Source organism: Pantoea sp. GL120224-02 (genome assembly GCF_900215395.1).
In the GTDB taxonomy this organism is placed as follows: domain Bacteria; phylum Pseudomonadota; class Gammaproteobacteria; order Enterobacterales; family Enterobacteriaceae; genus Pantoea; species Pantoea communis.
In genome coordinates, this window is the sequence record NZ_OBEC01000016.1 from 27,555 (window position 1) to 44,698 (window position 17,144).

The 17,144-nt window shown below is 52.6% G+C and carries 17 protein-coding genes; 4 read left to right on the forward strand and 13 right to left on the reverse strand.

The features are described from left to right. Nucleotides 1-3 precede the first annotated feature (3 nt). From spoT to gmk, 3 genes are read right to left on the reverse strand one after another with little or no spacing between them, the layout of a single operon-like run. Nucleotides 4-2,112: a bifunctional GTP diphosphokinase/guanosine-3',5'-bis pyrophosphate 3'-pyrophosphohydrolase gene (gene spoT, locus CRO33_RS22450; protein WP_097119645.1), complete on the reverse strand. Its 2,109-nt coding sequence runs from the start codon at nucleotides 2,110-2,112 to the stop codon at nucleotides 4-6. Nucleotides 2,113-2,132: 20 nt separating this feature from the next. Continuing rightward, complete coding sequence (gene rpoZ / locus CRO33_RS22455; RefSeq protein WP_034823855.1) at nucleotides 2,133-2,408, reverse strand: DNA-directed RNA polymerase subunit omega; 276 nt, start codon at nucleotides 2,406-2,408, stop codon at nucleotides 2,133-2,135. 57 nt (nucleotides 2,409-2,465) lie between these two features. After that, nucleotides 2,466-3,089: a guanylate kinase gene (gmk, locus tag CRO33_RS22460; protein WP_034823854.1), complete on the reverse strand. Its 624-nt coding sequence runs from the start codon at nucleotides 3,087-3,089 to the stop codon at nucleotides 2,466-2,468. 239 nt (nucleotides 3,090-3,328) lie between these two features. On the opposite strand from gmk, the gene ligB reads away from it, so the two are divergent. Then, entirely contained in the window at nucleotides 3,329-5,071 is a 1,743-nt protein-coding gene (gene ligB / locus CRO33_RS22465; protein ID WP_097119646.1) for an NAD-dependent DNA ligase LigB, read from the forward strand. Here ligB and CRO33_RS22470 read toward each other — a convergent pair. The 8 genes from CRO33_RS22470 to CRO33_RS22505 all read right to left on the reverse strand — a co-directional run bounded on the left by CRO33_RS22470 (nucleotide 5,012) and on the right by CRO33_RS22505 (nucleotide 13,008). Beyond that, nucleotides 5,012-5,629, reverse strand: a complete 618-nt coding sequence (locus CRO33_RS22470; RefSeq protein WP_058960141.1) for a trimeric intracellular cation channel family protein — start codon at nucleotides 5,627-5,629, stop codon at nucleotides 5,012-5,014. The genes ligB and CRO33_RS22470 overlap by 60 nt on opposite strands. Nucleotides 5,630-5,951: 322 nt before the next feature. Beyond that, nucleotides 5,952-6,596 carry an oligosaccharide flippase family protein gene (locus CRO33_RS22475; RefSeq protein WP_038649777.1) on the reverse strand — a complete coding sequence of 215 codons (645 nt, stop codon included), beginning with the start codon at nucleotides 6,594-6,596 and terminating at the stop codon, nucleotides 5,952-5,954. Between the two features lie 74 nt (nucleotides 6,597-6,670). Next, nucleotides 6,671-6,937 carry a hypothetical protein gene (locus tag CRO33_RS22480; RefSeq protein ID WP_034823852.1) on the reverse strand — a complete coding sequence of 89 codons (267 nt, stop codon included), beginning with the start codon at nucleotides 6,935-6,937 and terminating at the stop codon, nucleotides 6,671-6,673. A 436-nt stretch (nucleotides 6,938-7,373) separates the two neighbouring features. Continuing rightward, complete coding sequence (locus CRO33_RS22485; RefSeq protein WP_097119647.1) at nucleotides 7,374-7,769, reverse strand: polyketide cyclase; 396 nt, start codon at nucleotides 7,767-7,769, stop codon at nucleotides 7,374-7,376. A 218-nt stretch (nucleotides 7,770-7,987) separates the two neighbouring features. Beyond that, nucleotides 7,988-9,130: an alanine racemase gene (locus CRO33_RS22490; protein ID WP_441339816.1), complete on the reverse strand. Its 1,143-nt coding sequence runs from the start codon at nucleotides 9,128-9,130 to the stop codon at nucleotides 7,988-7,990. 72 nt (nucleotides 9,131-9,202) lie between these two features. Next, nucleotides 9,203-10,657: an efflux transporter outer membrane subunit gene (locus CRO33_RS22495; protein ID WP_097119649.1), complete on the reverse strand. Its 1,455-nt coding sequence runs from the start codon at nucleotides 10,655-10,657 to the stop codon at nucleotides 9,203-9,205. Nucleotides 10,658-10,796: 139 nt separating this feature from the next. Continuing rightward, nucleotides 10,797-11,720 (reverse strand): kdo(2)-lipid IV(A) palmitoleoyltransferase, encoded by a 924-nt coding sequence (gene lpxP, locus CRO33_RS22500; protein WP_034823845.1) that lies wholly within the window; start codon nucleotides 11,718-11,720, stop codon nucleotides 10,797-10,799. Nucleotides 11,721-12,144: 424 nt separating this feature from the next. Next, complete coding sequence (locus CRO33_RS22505; protein ID WP_097119686.1) at nucleotides 12,145-13,008, reverse strand: YicC/YloC family endoribonuclease; 864 nt, start codon at nucleotides 13,006-13,008, stop codon at nucleotides 12,145-12,147. Between the two features lie 174 nt (nucleotides 13,009-13,182). Between CRO33_RS22505 and CRO33_RS22510 the strand changes: the two genes are divergently transcribed. After that, a complete protein-coding gene (locus CRO33_RS22510) occupies nucleotides 13,183-13,626 on the forward strand; it encodes a DUF3574 domain-containing protein (protein WP_097119687.1) in 444 nt (147 codons plus the stop codon). 67 nt (nucleotides 13,627-13,693) lie between these two features. Here CRO33_RS22510 and CRO33_RS22515 read toward each other — a convergent pair whose 3' ends face one another. After that, nucleotides 13,694-14,878, reverse strand: coding sequence for a NupC/NupG family nucleoside CNT transporter (locus CRO33_RS22515; protein ID WP_097119688.1), 1,185 nt, complete (start codon nucleotides 14,876-14,878; stop codon nucleotides 13,694-13,696). 146 nt (nucleotides 14,879-15,024) lie between these two features. Between CRO33_RS22515 and rph the strand changes: the two genes are divergently transcribed. Both rph and pyrE read left to right on the forward strand, forming a co-directional pair. Continuing rightward, entirely contained in the window at nucleotides 15,025-15,741 is a 717-nt protein-coding gene (gene rph / locus CRO33_RS22520) for a ribonuclease PH (protein WP_034823841.1), read from the forward strand. A 49-nt stretch (nucleotides 15,742-15,790) separates the two neighbouring features. After that, entirely contained in the window at nucleotides 15,791-16,432 is a 642-nt protein-coding gene (gene pyrE / locus CRO33_RS22525; RefSeq protein ID WP_034823839.1) for an orotate phosphoribosyltransferase, read from the forward strand. 95 nt (nucleotides 16,433-16,527) lie between these two features. Here pyrE and slmA read toward each other — a convergent pair whose 3' ends face one another. After that, nucleotides 16,528-17,124: a nucleoid occlusion factor SlmA gene (slmA, locus tag CRO33_RS22530; RefSeq protein ID WP_097119650.1), complete on the reverse strand. Its 597-nt coding sequence runs from the start codon at nucleotides 17,122-17,124 to the stop codon at nucleotides 16,528-16,530. Between the last annotated feature and the right edge of the window lie 20 nt (nucleotides 17,125-17,144).

Consider the following 17,144-nt stretch of genomic DNA (forward strand, 5'->3'; position numbering starts at 1 on the left):
GCACTAATTACGGTTACGGTGAACTTTAATCACATCCGGCATTACGCGGATTTTACGCATAATATTGGCCAGATGGACGCGGTCGTTCGCGGTGAGACGGATAAAGGCGCTGTAAACACGGCCGTCGCGCTCTTCCGTGTTAAGACTTTGGATGTTGGATCCCGCTGTGTTGATAGCTGCCGTCAGGTTCGCCAGTGCGCCCTGATGGTTGAACATATCAACCTTAATTTCCGCGACAAACTCCTGGTCGATAACCTTGTCCCACTCAACCGGCATGAACTTCTCGGGCTCTTTCTGATAGCCACGGATGTTACGACAGGATTCGTGATGCACCACCAGACCTTTGCCCGGGCTGACGTGCGCAACAATCGGATCGCCAGGAATCGGACGACAGCACTTGGCAAAGGTAATCAATACGCCATCAGCACCTTTGATCGGCAGCTTTTTGCGTTTGCTGTTGCTTTGCGGCTGCTCAGCACCCGACTGCAGCAGGTTTTTCGCCACGACCACGCTCATGGCGTTGCCGAGGCCGATCTCCGCCAGCAAATCGTCAATGCTGGTCAGCTTCATGCGCTCCAGCTCGTGCTGAATATTTTCCGGCGGGATCTCTGCCAGCTTCTTGCTGCCGCCGAGCGCATGGCTCAACAGACGACGGCCAAGGTTGACGGAGTCTTCGCGTTTGAGGTTTTTTAGTAGCTGACGAATTTTGGCGCGTGCTTTCGAGCTCACCACAAAGTTGAGCCATGCCGCATTAGGACGGGCACCTGGCGCAGTGATGATTTCGATGGTTTGGCCGCTGGTTAGCGATTGCGACAGCGGATAAGGCTGGCGATCGACGCGGGCGCCCACACAGGCATGGCCAATATCGGTGTGCACGGCGTAAGCGAAGTCTACCGGTGTGGCGCCAGCAGGCAGTTCGACGATACGGCCTTCCGGCGTGAAGACGTAGATCTCATCCGGGAAGAGATCGGATTTCACGCTCTCGATAAATTCAAACGAGCTACCGGCGCTTTGTTGCAGCTCCAGCAGGCTTTGCAGCCAGCGCTGGGCGCGAATCTGTGCGGTCGTGCCGCTTTCACCGGCCTCTTTATAAGCCCAGTGTGCCGCTACCCCCATCTCCGCCATCTGATCCATATCTTCGGTACGGATTTGCACTTCAACGGGCACGCCGTGCGGGCCAATCATTGATGTATGCAGTGATTGATAGCCGTTGGCCTTGGGAATAGCGATGTAATCTTTGACGCGTCCAGGACGCGGTTTGTACAGGCTGTGCATCTGACCGAGCACGCGATAACAGGTATCCAGGTCTTTCACGATAACGCGAAAGGCATAAATATCCATGATCGAGTGGAATCGCTGCTCTTTCAGGTGCATTTTGCGGTAGATCGAATAGAGATGCTTCTCGCGGCCACTGACACGGCAGGGAATGCCTGCTTCCTGTAAGCGCCCGTCGATTTCAGAAAGGATCTTCTGAATCATCTCTTTACGATTACCGCGTGCCGCTTTCACCACCTCTTTGATCACGCGGAAACGATTTGGATAGAGGGCTTCAAAGCCGAGTTCTTCCAACTCTGTTTTCAGGTGATGAATACCAAGTCGGTGCGCCAGAGGACTGTAAATCTCCAGCGTTTCGAGTGCGATACGACGTTTCTTATCCGGTCGCAACGCACCGAGCGTGCGCATGTTGTGCGTGCGGTCAGCCAGCTTGATCAGAATGACGCGGATATCCTGCACCATCGCCATGATCATTTTGCGGAAGTTTTCAGCCTGCGCTTCTTTCTTGTCGCGGAACTTCAGCTTGTCGAGTTTCGACACGCCTTCCACCAGTTCGGCCACGCTTTTGCCAAACAGCTGTTCCATATCCTGGTAAGTGGCGGGTGTATCTTCGATCACGTCATGCAGCAGCGCTGCCATCAGCGTTTCATGGTCGAGTTTCATCTCGGCCAGAATGCAGGCAACGGCAACAGGATGGGTGATGTAAAGTTCACCGCTGGAGCGTGTCTGACCCTCGTGGGCATCACGCGCGACGAGATAAGCTTGCTTGAGGCGCTTGATTTGCTCCTCAGGCAAGTATTTTTCAATCAGTTGATTGAGGCTTTCAAACAGATACAAGGTTGACCTGCGAAGTGCTGTTAACGACGACCTTCAGCGATAGCGGTAACGGCTTGTAACTCAGCGGCTTCCTGCTCTTGCTGCTCCTGACGATCACGCACATCCAGAATCTGGGTAGTGATCAGGCCTTCTTCGATTTCGCGCAGGGCGATAACGGTGGCTTTATCGTTCTCTTCCGGAACCAGCGGATCTTTACCGCCTACCTGCATCTGACGTGCACGACGTGCAGCGACCAACACCAGGTCAAAACGGTTACCAATTTTCTCTACTGCGTCCTGAACGGTTACGCGTGCCATAGGTGTGCTACTCCACAGATGATGAAGAAATGACTGGGCATAATACTGAAAGTGACTTCAGACTGCCAATAGTTTGCTGATTAAAGCATCATGTCGCGATTTTTGGCGACTCATACGCAGACGTTCTGCGCGAATAATGTGTTTCAGGTCGGTCAGTGCCAGGTCGAAATCATCATTCACGATCAGATAATCGTATTCTGCGTAGTGACTCATTTCCGCCACGGCCTGAGCCATACGGCGGGCGATAACCTCTTCGCTATCCTGACCACGGCCACGCAGGCGACGATCTAACTCTTCAGTCGACGGCGGCAGCACAAAAATGCTGCGTGCGGCAGGCATTTTCTGACGAATTTGCTGAGCACCTTGCCAGTCGATATCCAGAAATACATCGACACCGGTCGCCAGCACGCGCTCAATCGCGGCGCGCGAGGTACCGTAATAATTGCCAAACACTTCCGCATGTTCGAGGAAGTCTTCAGCGGCAATCATGGTCTCAAATTCAGGCTTGGAGACAAAGAAATAGTGTTCACCATGAACTTCACCGGGACGCACGCCGCGAGTGGTATGGGAAACAGACACCTGCGTATCGTACAGCGGCTGTGTCTTCAATAAAGCCTGAATCAGACTGGATTTACCCGCGCCACTGGGGGCGGAAACAATATAAAGCGTGCCTTGAGCCATGGTTATCTTGAATTGAGTAAAGAGCGGAGTCGATTTCCTGCACAGTATACACGGCTTAACGGTGCCACGCAGCGTTTGCCGTTGGGCTAAGGTAATTCTTTTTCTGTGAACCCGTGCCAGATAACGCGGTAAGCCGCTGCAAACGGCTTAAAAAACCGGGAATACGTTTGCTCTCTACCACCTTCAGCACTGGTCATTGCCCTCATCGCACTCTCCAATAGACAAAAAGGAGAGCAACGATGAAAGGATGGTGGTGGTTGTGTTGCTGGTTTTTCACCGCGGCTTGCGGGGCTGAAGCGCTGTGCCCTAACTGGTCACCGGTGCGCGCCGAACAAGAGATGGTTCATTTACATAGCCAGCTACGGCACTGGGATGATGCCTACTATCGCGAGGGCACGAGCCTGGTTAGCGATGGGGACTATGACAGCCTGCAGCAACGCTTACTGCATTGGCAGCGCTGCTTCACGCCGGATCAACGGGCTTATCAAGCGCAGCCCACAACGGACGGTAGTACCCGACACCCGGTGGCACACACAGGGGTACGGAAACTGCGTGACAAGTTGGCGGTGGCTTACTGGATGCAGGATAAATCGCCACTGTGGATACAGCCGAAAGTCGATGGCGTGGCGGTAACGCTGGTGTATCGACGCGGGCAATTGGTTTCCCTGGTGAGTCGCGGCGATGGCCTGCGTGGGGAAGAGTGGATAACCAAAGCCCGCCATATTCCGGCGATTCCTACTCACATTGAAACCGATCGTGAAGAGGTGGTGCTGCAAGGCGAGCTGTTTCTGCTTATGACCGATCATCAGCAAGCACGTGACGGAGGGCGAAATGCCAGAGCGCAGGTGGCGGGTGCGATGATGCGTCATGAAGCTCCTCCGCTGCTGGCAGATCTCGGCATTTTTATCTGGGCATGGCCCGATGGTCCAATCCAGATGCCCGCTCGACTGGCGCAGTTATCACGCTGGGGATTCGCTCTGGCGCAGGACTGGAGCCACCCAATCGAGAACGAAGAGGAGGCGGAGGTGTGGCGCGATCGCTGGTTCCGTGCATCTTTGCCGTTCGTCACCGATGGCGTCGTGATCCATCAATCACCCGTCGGTGCCGGGCGGGACTGGCAGCCTGGTCAGGGGCATTGGTCCGCCGCGTGGAAATATCAGCCGGTTGAAGTCAGCAGTGAAGTGCTGTCCGTGGATTTCAACGTTGGGCGCACGGGGAAAATTGCCGTGGTGCTGAACCTCACTCCCGTTCAGCTGGATGATAAAACCGTGCGCAGAGTGAATCTTGGATCGCTGCGGCGATGGCGGGAGCTGGATGTCATCGCAGGTGATCAAGTGATAGTCACGTTAGCCGGTCAGGGTATTCCTCGCTTAGAGCGAGTCATTTGGCGGGTGAGAGGGCGAGATTATCCTTTAACACCACAGCAGGGCGAATTTAATCCGCTGTCTTGTTTGCACTTCAACCAGGATTGTCGGCTGCAGTTCTTATCACGCCTCACCTGGCTCAGTCAGAAATCGGTGCTGAACATCCCTGGCGTGCAACGTAGTAGCTGGCAGCGGTTACTGAACAGTGGTGCCATCACCCATCTTTTCTCCTGGCTGACGTTAACGCCAGAAGAGATCGCGCAGGACAGCGGGATGTCCTCTGCGCGGGCACAAGAGATTTGGCAACGTTTCCAACAGACACGTCAGCAACCCTTTCGGCGCTGGTTGAGCGCATTAGGTCTACCGCTTCCCCGAACCGCGTTGCAGGCCTTAGCGGATAACGACTGGACAGCGTTGCTGGCTCGCTCGGCAGATGAGTGGCAGCAGCTACCCGGCATCGGGCGCACACTGGCAGAGCGGATTGTTAGCATGCTGCAGGATGAGGAATTACAGCAACTGATCCGCTTTTTACAGCAGCAGGAAATTCCTGCTGCACCTTTAATGTTCGGGGTGGGGATAGTTGAAGATCGGCAGACCAAGGCGGAAGCGCAGCGCTAATAAACGGCCAATGAAGCCGGCCAGCAGCGTAATGATCACCACGGCTTCATGGGGAAGCGGCGTTTTGAGCAGCAGAATGTAGATCCAACCTGCGGCAAATGCGATACCGGCATAGAGCTCTTTTTGGAACACCAGCGGGATGCGATTGCAGAACATATCACGCAGCACGCCACCAAAAACCCCCGTGATCACGGCGGCAATAGCGGCAATGATCGAGGCATGACCAGAATCCAGCGCGACCTGCGCGCCAATAATGGAGAACACCACCAGGCCAAGCGCATCCAGTACCAGAAACACTTTACGCAGATGATTCATTAAAGGGGCAACAAAAGTGGTCACCACCGCCGCGGCGGCCACGATCATGATGTACTCCGGGTTTTTAACCCAACTCAACGGATAATGCCCGAGCAGGATGTCACGCACCGAGCCGCCTCCGATTGCAGTGACGGACGCAATGATGATGACGCCAAACAGATCCATTTTGCGGCGACCAGCGGCCAGCGCACCGGTCATGGCTTCGGCGGTGATGCCAATAATGTAGAGAACGGTTAATAACATAGAGCACTCCATAAGATCGGCGGCCAGCCTAAAGATTTCCTCAGCTATCGACCACTGAGTATTTCTAAAGCAGACGTCATCGGATTAGCTGTTTTGATGCCGCTCATGCTAACAGGCTTAACCCGCTTGATAAATCAGGAGTGCGTTACGCTTTCGCATTAAAAAATGTGATGTGATCTGTGTGATCGTGCAGGTCTGAGGGGTAAGAAGACGGGGGAAGAAGAGATGTTAACCGTATCAATAAAGAAAAAAGCGTGCTGGCGACCAGCACGCGAACGCATCTTCTCAGATGCCCAGAGCCCACCATACAGACTTGTTTTTATTATCCGTTTCTTGCTCGCACGTTAGCGAAACTTTTCAGGCTAAAACGGTATTCTGGCTGGAACCAGGAACGACCGTAGTAGCAGTAGACCAGCATTCTGATGGATACCATGGCCAGGTAGCCCCATATAGCGCACAACACTGAAGGGGTCAGCCATACGGTAAACAGTGTGACACCCAGACCAACCAGCACCGATGAGGTTTCTGTGAAGGCGATACGCGAGAATTGTTTCTCACGCTGTAATATGGCGCGATAATGTTGCCCTTGTGGAATAATGATGAAAATCACCGAAATCATTTCCAGCATAATCGCCATTTCCGGTTGGTTCATGATTCGGCTATATAAATCACTACCAATAAACAGCACGGCGAATATCATCATGCCACTTAATACATTTCCCCAGTAGAGAATGGATAGTTCGCTGTTATTAAGATTTATATTTCTGATAACTGAATTGCCAAATCCACGGTCGGCAAGCGTATCAATAATCAATAACATCACAATGGCAATGGCGAGTAAATCTAACTCGTTTGCCTGAAGTATTTGTGCCAGAAGTGAAAGTTGTAAAACACCAATGCCGACGATTTTTATGGATGACAAAATTGACCATTTGGCGCTGGCCAAACTTTTTTCTCTTATCGCCATGTTCTGCTCGTTATGGTACATGTACCAATGCAATTAAGGGTTCACCCGGGCGCCTGCCCAGAGTACAGATCACATCAATGCAGCGTGTCCTGACGCAGCCCTGAAATGCCTTTCAGAGTTTGCCACGTAAAGATGCATTCAATTAAATGATGTTCTGAATTTAAAGAGATGCCCCTGGCGCGTAAATATTTCATTGTCTCAGCGGTATCTCCTCCTGTTCGGAGGAAATCCGCAAGATCATTATAAAATCCCTTTGAATTATTATATTCCCCGGCCAGTATCCTACTGGCAATCTCAACAAATTCTTTTTCAGACAACAAAGGATAGGTTGAGCGATCCATGTTATTTCCCTGCTGTTGTTATTATCGGGTATTGCTGTGTGTGAATGAGTTATACCGTGTTTTAATTAAATTAACACCATAAGAAAACTCCTATAAATGAACTTCAGAAATAAATGGTTTCAGACTTTGCATCAGAATAGATAAGGGGACGGATGAGCGATTAATAAGTCCTGTTAGATATTTTGATCGGCGATTAAACAAGCCATTTGAATAAGTAAGAAAAAACACTGATAAATCAGAGGGGCTAAGACTTAGGAGGCGTGCTCTCACCAGGAGTTTTCCTGGTGAGAAGACTTTAGCCAGACTGGTGATTAGCACGAAAAGCAACAGGTATTATCGTTAAACAGTTAAACGCTATTGCGTAGAAAAAGATGACTTTTTTATTGATTGCTTCCAGCGAAAGTTAAAGCAGTACGATTTTTATAATGCATTGATTCTAATGAGTTAACAGGTGGAGAAGTTGATCCAGGTCGCGTTTTACCCAGTCAACGTCCTGAGCAAATTTTTCATCAGACATAAGGGGTTGGCGATAAACCACCATCACCACTTCGGCTCCCTTTTCGTTAGCAATCACGCGCATCGGCATATAAATCTCCTTACCGCTGCCGGTATCGATCCAATGATCCATGACGCCAAAGGGGTTGTGTGGCGTGAAGCGGATTTTCACTGAACCTTCAGGTCCTTTGGCTTTCCAGTAGTTACCCTCTTGCGTGAGCGTACTGGCACTTAGCCCACTGGCCCATTTGGCAAAGCATTCAGGTTTCCAGATGGTTTCATATAAATCTAACCAGTTGCGGGGAATGGTCAGCGTGACTGTCTGAGATGGCAGCATGGAACCTCCGTTAGGCGAATGAAAGGCAGGGAATCCGTAAGGGTGGCTTCTGGAGATGAATGATGGCCGCCACAGTAAAATGGCGGTCTTAAGGCCGTACCCTACAGAATGATGAGACTGCCTACAGCAAAGAGTACCTTAACTGAAGGGGATTCCGCTGCAAATGGCAGGATAGTGGAAGTGTGCTGCAACAGAGGTTTCCAGTAAAAATCCTGCGATCAGATAAACTTGCCGCGTCCCTGAATATCCTTCATCTCTGCTGTACCGTCCTGATGGCGTAAAACGAAGCGGTCAGATTGAGCCACTACCGCGCAGCTGTGATTGGGGAAGATGCGTAGCAGAGCCCCAAGCGCCGGAGCATGATCTCCGTATTGCAGAAAGCCATGCTCTTCCGAAAGTTTCAGAACTTCGTATTGGTTGCCCTGCTCATCAACGGCGATACCGAAACCGCTGGCGTTAGTGCCGTGCGGACCCTTATCAGAGCTGAGCATCTTGGAGCCGGCATCAATAATCGCGAAATGCGGATTCACCGCCACTACACGCGTTACCACGCTGAGTGCCAGTGCATCGGGCGTGCACAGCCCCAGGCGCCAGGCGGTAAGATCCAGCAGCGCATAATTTCCAGGACGAATTTCGTCGCTGCCTTCAGCCACCGGCGCGGCCAGGGCTGAAGGCGTGGAGCCAACAGAAATGCGGCAACGCGCAAAGCCTGCAGCGATCAATTGCTGCTGAACCTGGTTCATTAACATGATTTCTTGCTGTGCAACTTCAGCGATAGCCTCGGCATGACCCGCGCCGTAAGCATGGCCGGCGTGCGAAACCAGTCCGGCAAAAGGCAATCCCGCTGCTTTAATCTGCTGCGCCAATGCCACGGCCTCACCGCTGTGCGGATCCACTCCCACGCGATGCAACCCCACATCGACTTTAATGGCGATAGACAATTCACACGTGGGCTGCTGGCGATGCGCTTGAGCGATTGCCGTGACGCCGAGAGTACAGTCGGCAATACAGGTGACACGCGCCTGATATTGCACGGCGACAGCCAGTAATTCAGTGAGTGTATCGGCGTGAACAACGGGATAAGCCAGCAGCAAATCGCGCTCCCCACCGAGGATAAAGGCAACACCCTCACTAGGTTTTGACACGGTAATACCACGCGCACCTAACTGGCGTTGCTGATCGGCAATCCAGACACTTTTATGCGTTTTGATATGTGGACGCAGCGTGACACCTGCGGCATCGGCTTTTTGCTGCATGTGTTGCAGATTGTGTTGCAGGCGCGTCGCATCAATTTCGAGGTAAGGTGTCAGTCGGTCAGCGATAAGCGGGCGTAACCAGCCGGCATTGGCATTCTGTTCCATCATGATAGTCCGCAGAGTATTCCAGGTGCGGACTATCATTCATCAATGTGCAGCAGAATGCCAGCCGTCAGCTTATCCCTTCACTGAAGTGTCAGTGTTCTGGAATCCGCCGCCCAGGTCTTCAATTAATACCACTGCCAGATTGATCTGCTGCGCCTGCAATGCCACCAGTTTCTGATCGGACTCGATGAGTTGGTTCTGGATGGTTAGCACATCAAGGTACGGACGCAATCCTGCGGTGTATTCACGGTTTAAATCATCCCATGCGCTATGAATGAGTTGATTCGCGCTCTGCTGCTGCGCCAGCTGATCCTGAATCGACTGCAGTTGCGTAATGGTATCGCTGATATTCCCCAGGGAACCAATCAGCAGCTTGTTGTACTGCGCGACAGCCAGATCATAGTTAGCGTCACTTTCCGCTAAATCGGCGCGGCGCTTGCCGGCATCGAAGATCGGCAGAGACAGACTTGGACCCACGTTAAAGAACCGGCTGGGTGCACCGAAAAATGCATCGCCGAGCAGTGAACGGGTACCGGCTTCCGCCACCAGGTTGATGTTGGGATAGAACTCGGTTTTCGTTGCGGCAATTTGTTTTGATGCTGCTTCTACGCGCCAGCGTGCTGCCACCACATCCGGGCGACGACCCAGTAGCTCCGCCGGAATATTACCCGGCAGCGTGGCGGCAATGGGGACATCCATTTTCGCCGCTTTCAGTTGGTGCCAGTAATCCGGCCCTTTACCAATTAGCGTGGAAAGTTGAATGCCAGCATCGGTGACATTCTGTTTGGCTTCGGTCAGGGTGGCTTCAGCGGTTTTTTGCTGCGATAACGCCTGCTTGTATTGATAGTCGGACGTCAAACCGGCGCTGACATACTGCTGCTGAATTTTGGCGATGCCACTGGAACGGTCGGCATTCTGTTTTGCCAGTTCAGCGTTCGACCAGGCCAGGTTGAGGTTATTCCAGGCGCGCGTCACGTTGACGGCGAGCGTCAACTGGCTGGCCTGGCGATCCAACTCACTGGCGCGCGCCTGACCTAGCGCGGCTTCTGCTGCATCTTTCTTGCCGCCCCACAGGTCAAAGGTGTAGCTCATGCCGATATTGGCCGTGCGCAGCGTGCTGTAGCTTTTACCTTGCAGAAGCGGGTCGTCGACTTTTGCCACACGGGAACGCGTGATCCCGGCATTAAGATCCACATCGGGATAGCGCTCAGCCTCGGCGGCAATGACCTGCGCATTAGCTTTGTCTGCCTGCGCGTTCACCACCTGCAAATCCGGGCTTGAAGTCATAGCATCGGCAATGAGCCGATTCAGTTGTGGATCGTTAAATCCCTGCCACCATTCGGTTTTTGGCCAGTTTGCTGCGCTGAAATGCGCGCCGCTAAGGGATGCTTTGGCTTGCAGTGAGTTGGCATCAAGCAGAGAGTTATGAGGATGTAAGCCGTGCGGATTGGCACAACCGGTCAGCAGAGCGCTGGCCACGGCAAGCGCCAGCAGCGCGCGTGGTTTGGTGGTAAGTAGCAGGTTCATGTTTTTGGTCAGAATAGAAGAGAGCAGACCATTACATGAGTCTGTGCAATTTTTGACAAACCTGTTTTTCGTTAAGAATGGTTGGTAAATGTGAGCAGTGCAGAAGGGGCAGCAGGCGAAGGCCTGCTGCATCAACAGATTAGACGTAAAGTGACGCTTCACCCGGTGGGCGAGTTTTAAAGCGGCGGTGCAGCCATAAGTACTGCTCAGGTGCGCGCAGGATCTCTTTCTCGATCACTTTATTCATGTAAGCCGCGGCAGCCGCTTCATCTTCATACGGATAGTTTTGCAACTCCGGTTGAATGATGAGCTGATAACCGCTCTTATCGCTGTTGCGGATCAGCACTATCGTTAGCATGGCCGGTTTAGCCAGACGCGATAATACGAAGGTGCCATTGGTGGTAGCCGCTTTTTCGACAGCAAACAGCGGAGCGAACACGCTGCCTTTCGGGCCGTAATCCTGATCTGGCGCGAACCAGACGGCTTCGCCCTGTTTCAATGCCTGCACCATACCGCGCAGATCGCGACGATCAATCATCGCCTTATTCGATCGCATACGACCTTTTGTCTGCGCCCACTCCATTGCCTGATTATTGTGAGGGCGATACATCGCCATCATTGGCTGGCACAGTCCGGTAATGCGGCCACCCAGCTCAAGCGACATGAAATGCACACCAATCGCCATCACGCCGCGATGGTTTTGCTGCGCATTTTGCAGGTTGTGCAGGCCTTCAACCTGGAAATAACGGCGGACGCGCGCATCCGACCAGAACCAGGCAATACCGGTTTCTGCCAGCGCCATACCAAGGGATTCAAAATTACCGGCGATCAATACCTCTTTATCTTCCTCATTGATATGCGGGAAGCAGAGTTCAATATTGCGGCGGGTAATGCGCTCACGACGCTTCAGAAAGTGACGCGACAGCTTGCCGGCAGAGGCGCCAAGCCGAATTAAAATAGGATAGGGAAGCTGCACCAGCAGCCACAGCACACCCAGCCCAAACCAGGTAAACCAGTAGCGGGGATGCAAAAGTTTAGAATTGAACTGCCCGTTTTTCTTCATAACGCCTTCAGGGAAAGAGTGGGTGTATCGCACAAAGAAGGGTGTCCATGAATTCCTGGCGGTACGGCTGTGTTAATTACGACCAGTAGATTAGCAAATAGTGCCCTCAAAGAAACGTAATCTCTGCAATCTTTAGGATGGAGAGGTTTCATTGAGGAAGCGTATTTTCAACGGAAGATTCATGGAATGAAAATAAATAATTGATGAAAAACAACAACATAATTTCTTACTGTGAAAGTCCCTAAGGTTGATTCACAGTCATGTTTGGTCAGCCATTGACATGCATCATCATCAAAGCTTTCACAATCTTTACATTGCAAAGTCTGCAAATTGGTCTAAAGGATAAACGAAACGCACTGGGCATGCTGAGCGGGCAAAAAAGCCCGGATCACCGGGCTTTTTTTAACACCAGCCGAATGAGGTGTTATTCGATGTTCTGAATCTGCTCGCGCATCTGCTCAATCAATACCTTCAGCTCAATAGCTGACGCCGTGATATCGGCATTGATCGACTTAGAGGCCAGTGTGTTCGACTCACGATTGAACTCTTGCATCATAAAGTCGAGACGGCGACCAACCGCTTCTTTCTTCTTCAGGATGTTGTAGGTCTCTTTGACGTGCGCATCCAGACGATCCAGCTCTTCCGCCACATCAATGCGCTGCGCCATCATGACGAGTTCTTGCTCAAGGCGCGTATTTTCCAGCTGTACTTCCGCTTCTTCCAGTTTGCTGACCAGACGTTCACGCTGCCACTTCACCACTTCCGGCATCTGCGCACGCACCTTGCTGACTTCCAGCGACACGCCTTCTAAACGCTGCTCAATCAGGGTTTTGAGCGCAGTGCCTTCGCTTTCACGAGCAATGATGAAGTCATCCAGTGTGCCGTCGAGTGCGGTCAGCAGTTCGGTATTGATAGCATCCAGATCCTGTTCCTGAGCTGACATCACGCCAGGCCAGCGCAGAATATCCAGCGGATTGATCGCGCCTTCGTCGGTCTGCATCTTCACCCAGTTGGCGGATCGCACCAGCTGTTTCGCCAACGCCTCATTCAGTTGCAGCTCACCTTGTGCACTGGGGTCGGCATCAAAGCGCAGGTTGCACTCGATTTTACCGCGCGTCAGGCGATTACGGATACGCTCGCGAATCACCGGCTCCAGGCTACGAAATTGTTCCGGCAGACGGATGTAGGTTTCCAGATAGCGTTGGTTTACCGAACGGATTTCCCAGGCTGCGCTGCCCCAGTGGCCCTTTGCTTCACGGCGGGCGTAAGCGGTCATGCTGCGGATCATAAGCTTGTACTCATTTTCAGGAATGTTCATCGCATTATAGTGATGGCAGCCAAACCATGATAGGCATAAGCGCAATGAGCTAACGCCGCGCGCAACTTTCAGTGAAAAGGATGACGTATCCATCATTCACACCCTATGATGTCCAGTGTGATACTTAAACAGTCTGAGGCTATGATGCTGAATAAATTGGCGATGCCGTTGGCTATCGTCTTCTTTCTGGCCGGATGCCAGACACCCGCTGCACCTCGTGAACAAATTCTACCCAATACCGCCCCTGTTGCCGTGTGCGGCTCAGGAGACATCATGATGCAAACCACCCTGTGGTTTGGGATGAACAAGCCGAAAGGCGGCGTCATCAGCAGCAGCGAATGGCAGCAATTTGTTGATAATGATGTCACGCCACGATTCAAAGATGGGCTTTCAGTGTATGACGGTAAAGGTCAGTGGCTGGGAGAGGGTGGAAAGCTGGCGCGTGAAAACAGCAAAGCGTTAATGCTGATACATCAGCCGGGCCGTGCAAGTTCTGACAGCATCAATGCGCTGCGCGACATTTATAAAACGCGCTTCGATCAGGAGTCGGTGATGCGTGTCGATTCGCTGGTGTGTGTCGCGTTCTAAAGCAGAACAGGGCCGCTTTGATGGGCGCGCCCCTGTAAAGAGCGGCTAGCAGGCCGCTCCGCTGTGATTAAATGAACAATCCTGCAAACGCGGCTGACAGCAGGCTCACTAGTGTGGAACCATAAACCAGCTTCCAGCCAAAGCGCGATACCACATTGCCCTGGCGCTCATTCAGTCCTTTAATCGCTCCCGCCACGATGCCAATTGAGGCAAAGTTAGCAAAAGACACTAAAAACACGGACAGAATGCCGAGACCGCGCGGTGACATTCCCGCAGCGACTTTCTTCAGCTCAATCATGGCCACGAATTCATTGGCTACCAGTTTGGTCGCCATGATGCTTGCCGCTTGCAGGGCATCGGCAGAAGGAATGCCAATCAACCACGCAAACGGATAGAAGACATAGCCAAGCAGTTGCTGGAAGCTGTAGCCAAATACCGCGGCAAACAGAGCGTTAATGGCGGCGATCAGGGCGATAAATCCAATCAGCATCGCCAGAATAATCATCGCCACTTTAAAACCTGCCAGGATGTATTCGCCCAGCATCTCAAAGAAGCTCTGGTCTTCGTGCAGCTTATCCAGTGCAATGCGTTCTTCATTTTCCGGGCGTGTCGGGTTGATGATCGACAGGATAATGAAGGTACTGAACATATTCAGCAGCAGTGCGGCAACCACATATTTTGCATCAATCATCGACATGTAAGCACCGACAATCGATAGCGACACCGTCGACATCGCAGTTGCGGCCATGGTGTACATGCGCGGTGCGGAGATATCGCCGAGGATACCTTTATAGGCGATGAAGTTCTCCGATTGACCCAGAATCAGCGTACTCACGGCATTGAATGATTCAAGTTTGCCCATCCCGTTCACCTTCGACAGCAGGGTACCGACCAGACGAATCAACAACGGCAGAATACGCCAGTGCTGCAAGATGCCGATCAGGGCGGAAATGAACACAATTGGACAGAGCACGCCGAGGAAAATAAACGCCAGTCCCTGTTTCGCCATATTGCCGAACACAAAATCGGTACCTTGCGCAGCAAAGGTCAATAAGGTTTCGAAGAAGCCGCCGACAGCGGTCACCACAGACTGGCCGCCCGCAGAATGCAGGAAGAACCAACCCAGTGCCGCTTCAACCACCAGCAATTGAATAATAAAACGTGGGCGAATCAGTTTGCGGTCATGACTGACCAATAGCGCAAGGGCGAAGATCACCACCAGCGCCAGCAGGAAATGGAGTATTGCTGTCATCATTTGTCTTTTTATGAGAGGAAAGGGCGCATTTAGCCACAGCTGAGGCGAAATTTCATCCGGGAAAAGTGCCGCATGTAGGCAGGACAGCCGCGCACGAAGTCCGTATAATGCGCAGCCAAACCTAAGTAAGCCGGAGAGAAACCATGCGTCCAGCAGGCCGTAACGCATCTGAAGTGCGTCCCGTCACCCTCACTCGTCACTACACCAAACATGCAGAAGGATCCGTGCTGGTTGAGTTCGGTGAAACCAAAGTGCTGTGCACCGCCACCGTTGAAGAGGGTGTGCCACGTTTCCTCAAAGGTAAAGGTCAGGGCTGGGTCACTGCGGAATACGGCATGTTGCCGCGTTCCACCCACAGCCGTATGGCGCGCGAAGCGGCCAAAGGTAAGCAAGGTGGCCGTACGCTGGAAATTCAACGTCTGATTGCTCGCTCGCTGCGTGCCGCAGTGGATTTGGATGCGTTGGGCGAGTTCACCATCACACTGGACTGCGACGTGATTCAGGCCGACGGTGGCACGCGTACTGCGTCGATTACCGGTGCATGCGTCGCGTTAGCCGATGCGTTGAATGCGCTGGTTGCGGCGGGCAAGTTAAAAGCCAGCCCGTTAAAAGGCATGGTGGCGGCGATTTCGGTCGGTATCGTTGGCGGTGAAGCGCTGTGCGATCTGGAGTACGTGGAAGATTCTGCGGCTGAAACCGATATGAACGTCGTCATGACTGAAGATGGCCGCATGATTGAAGTGCAGGGCACCGCCGAAGGCGAGCCGTTCAGCCATGAGGAATTACTGCAGCTGCTGGCGCTGGCGCGAGGCGGCATTGAGCAGTTGATTCAGGCGCAAAAAGCAGCGCTAACAAATTGATATAACAGGCGACCATAGAGTCGCCTTTTCTTTATTTGAGGAGTGAGAAATGAAAGCCTGGCAGCGTCAGTTTATTGAATTCGCCCTGAACAAAGGGGTGCTGAAGTTTGGTGAGTTCACCCTGAAATCGGGTCGTAAAAGCCCATACTTCTTTAATGCCGGTTTATTCAATACCGGCCGTGACTTAGCGCTGCTGGGACGTTTCTATGCGCAGGCGCTGGTGGATGGCGGCGTTGATTTTGATCTGCTGTTTGGCCCGGCCTACAAAGGGATTCCGATTGCCACCACCACGGCCGTCGCACTGGCCGATCATCATGATCGCGATGTGCCTTATTGCTTCAACCGTAAAGAAGCCAAGGACCACGGTGAAGGCGGCTTGCTGGTCGGTAGCCCGCTGCAGGGTAAGGTGATGCTGGTGGATGATGTGATCACCGCGGGTACCGCCATTCGTGAATCGATGGATATCATCAGCGCGCACAATGCCACATTGGCGGGCGTCATGATTTCGCTGGATCGCCAGGAGCGCGGCCGTGGTGATATCTCCGCCATTCAGGAAGTGGAACGTGACTATCAGTGCAAGGTCACGGCGATCATTACGCTCGCGGAACTGATTGATTATCTGGAAGAGAAGCCGGAAATGGCAGACCATCTGGCGAAAGTGCGGGCGTATCGTAAAGAGTACGGTATTTAACACCGCGGCTTTATCACGGCCGCCATCGCTGGCGACCGGATGATGAACCAAGGTATTTTATCGCGCGCCCAATCATGGGCGCGCCTGATGAATCGCTAAACTAACTGTGCCGCAATCAGTGGCCAGCGGCTGTCAAAATCAGTGGTTGGGCGATAGCGGAATTCAGATCGCACATAGCGGGAAAGCAACCCTTCGCAGAACGCCAGCAACTGGCTCGCCAGCAGCGTTTCATCAGTCTGGAAGCCTTCCCCATCACGCATTTTCTTTTCTCGCATCACCTGACGCAGCTGCACCTCAATGCGTTCGAACAACTGATTGATACGCCCTTGCAGGCGATCCTGTTCAAACATCAGCGCGTGGCCAGTCAAAATGCGTGTCAGCCCCGGATTACGCTCACCAAATCCCAGAATCAGCTGCACGATTAAACGCAGTCGTGCGAGTGTTTCTTTCTCATCTTTCAGGATTAGATTGATGCGGGTAATCAGACTGTCTTCAATAAACTCGATCAGGCTGTCGAACATACGCGTTTTGCTCGGGAAGTGGCGGTAGAGTGCCGCTTCCGAAACGCCTACATTGGCTGCCAGCTTGGCGGTGGTGATTCGCTGACTGCCATCGCCCGACTCCAGCATTTGCGCTAGCGCCTGCAAAATCTCTTCGCGACGATTCCGTTTCGCGGCTTTTTTTTCTGCCATGACCTTCAAGACCCCTGAAA

Coding starts and splice junctions, on each gene's coding strand:
- rpoZ (WP_034823855.1), bottom strand. CDS start 2,408: ATGGCACGCGTAACCGTTCAGGACGCAGTAGAGAAAATTGGTAACCGT.
- gmk (WP_034823854.1), bottom strand. CDS start 3,089: ATGGCTCAAGGCACGCTTTATATTGTTTCCGCCCCCAGTGGCGCGGGT.
- ligB (WP_097119646.1), top strand. CDS start 3,329: ATGAAAGGATGGTGGTGGTTGTGTTGCTGGTTTTTCACCGCGGCTTGC.
- CRO33_RS22470 (WP_058960141.1), bottom strand. CDS start 5,629: ATGTTATTAACCGTTCTCTACATTATTGGCATCACCGCCGAAGCCATG.
- CRO33_RS22475 (WP_038649777.1), bottom strand. CDS start 6,596: ATGGCGATAAGAGAAAAAAGTTTGGCCAGCGCCAAATGGTCAATTTTG.
- CRO33_RS22480 (WP_034823852.1), bottom strand. CDS start 6,937: ATGGATCGCTCAACCTATCCTTTGTTGTCTGAAAAAGAATTTGTTGAG.
- CRO33_RS22485 (WP_097119647.1), bottom strand. CDS start 7,769: ATGCTGCCATCTCAGACAGTCACGCTGACCATTCCCCGCAACTGGTTA.
- CRO33_RS22490 (WP_441339816.1), bottom strand. CDS start 9,130: ATGGAACAGAATGCCAATGCCGGCTGGTTACGCCCGCTTATCGCTGAC.
- CRO33_RS22495 (WP_097119649.1), bottom strand. CDS start 10,657: ATGAACCTGCTACTTACCACCAAACCACGCGCGCTGCTGGCGCTTGCC.
- lpxP (WP_034823845.1), bottom strand. CDS start 11,720: ATGAAGAAAAACGGGCAGTTCAATTCTAAACTTTTGCATCCCCGCTAC.
- CRO33_RS22505 (WP_097119686.1), bottom strand. CDS start 13,008: ATGATCCGCAGCATGACCGCTTACGCCCGCCGTGAAGCAAAGGGCCAC.
- CRO33_RS22510 (WP_097119687.1), top strand. CDS start 13,183: ATGCTGAATAAATTGGCGATGCCGTTGGCTATCGTCTTCTTTCTGGCC.
- CRO33_RS22515 (WP_097119688.1), bottom strand. CDS start 14,878: ATGACAGCAATACTCCATTTCCTGCTGGCGCTGGTGGTGATCTTCGCC.
- rph (WP_034823841.1), top strand. CDS start 15,025: ATGCGTCCAGCAGGCCGTAACGCATCTGAAGTGCGTCCCGTCACCCTC.
- pyrE (WP_034823839.1), top strand. CDS start 15,791: ATGAAAGCCTGGCAGCGTCAGTTTATTGAATTCGCCCTGAACAAAGGG.
- slmA (WP_097119650.1), bottom strand. CDS start 17,124: ATGGCAGAAAAAAAAGCCGCGAAACGGAATCGTCGCGAAGAGATTTTG.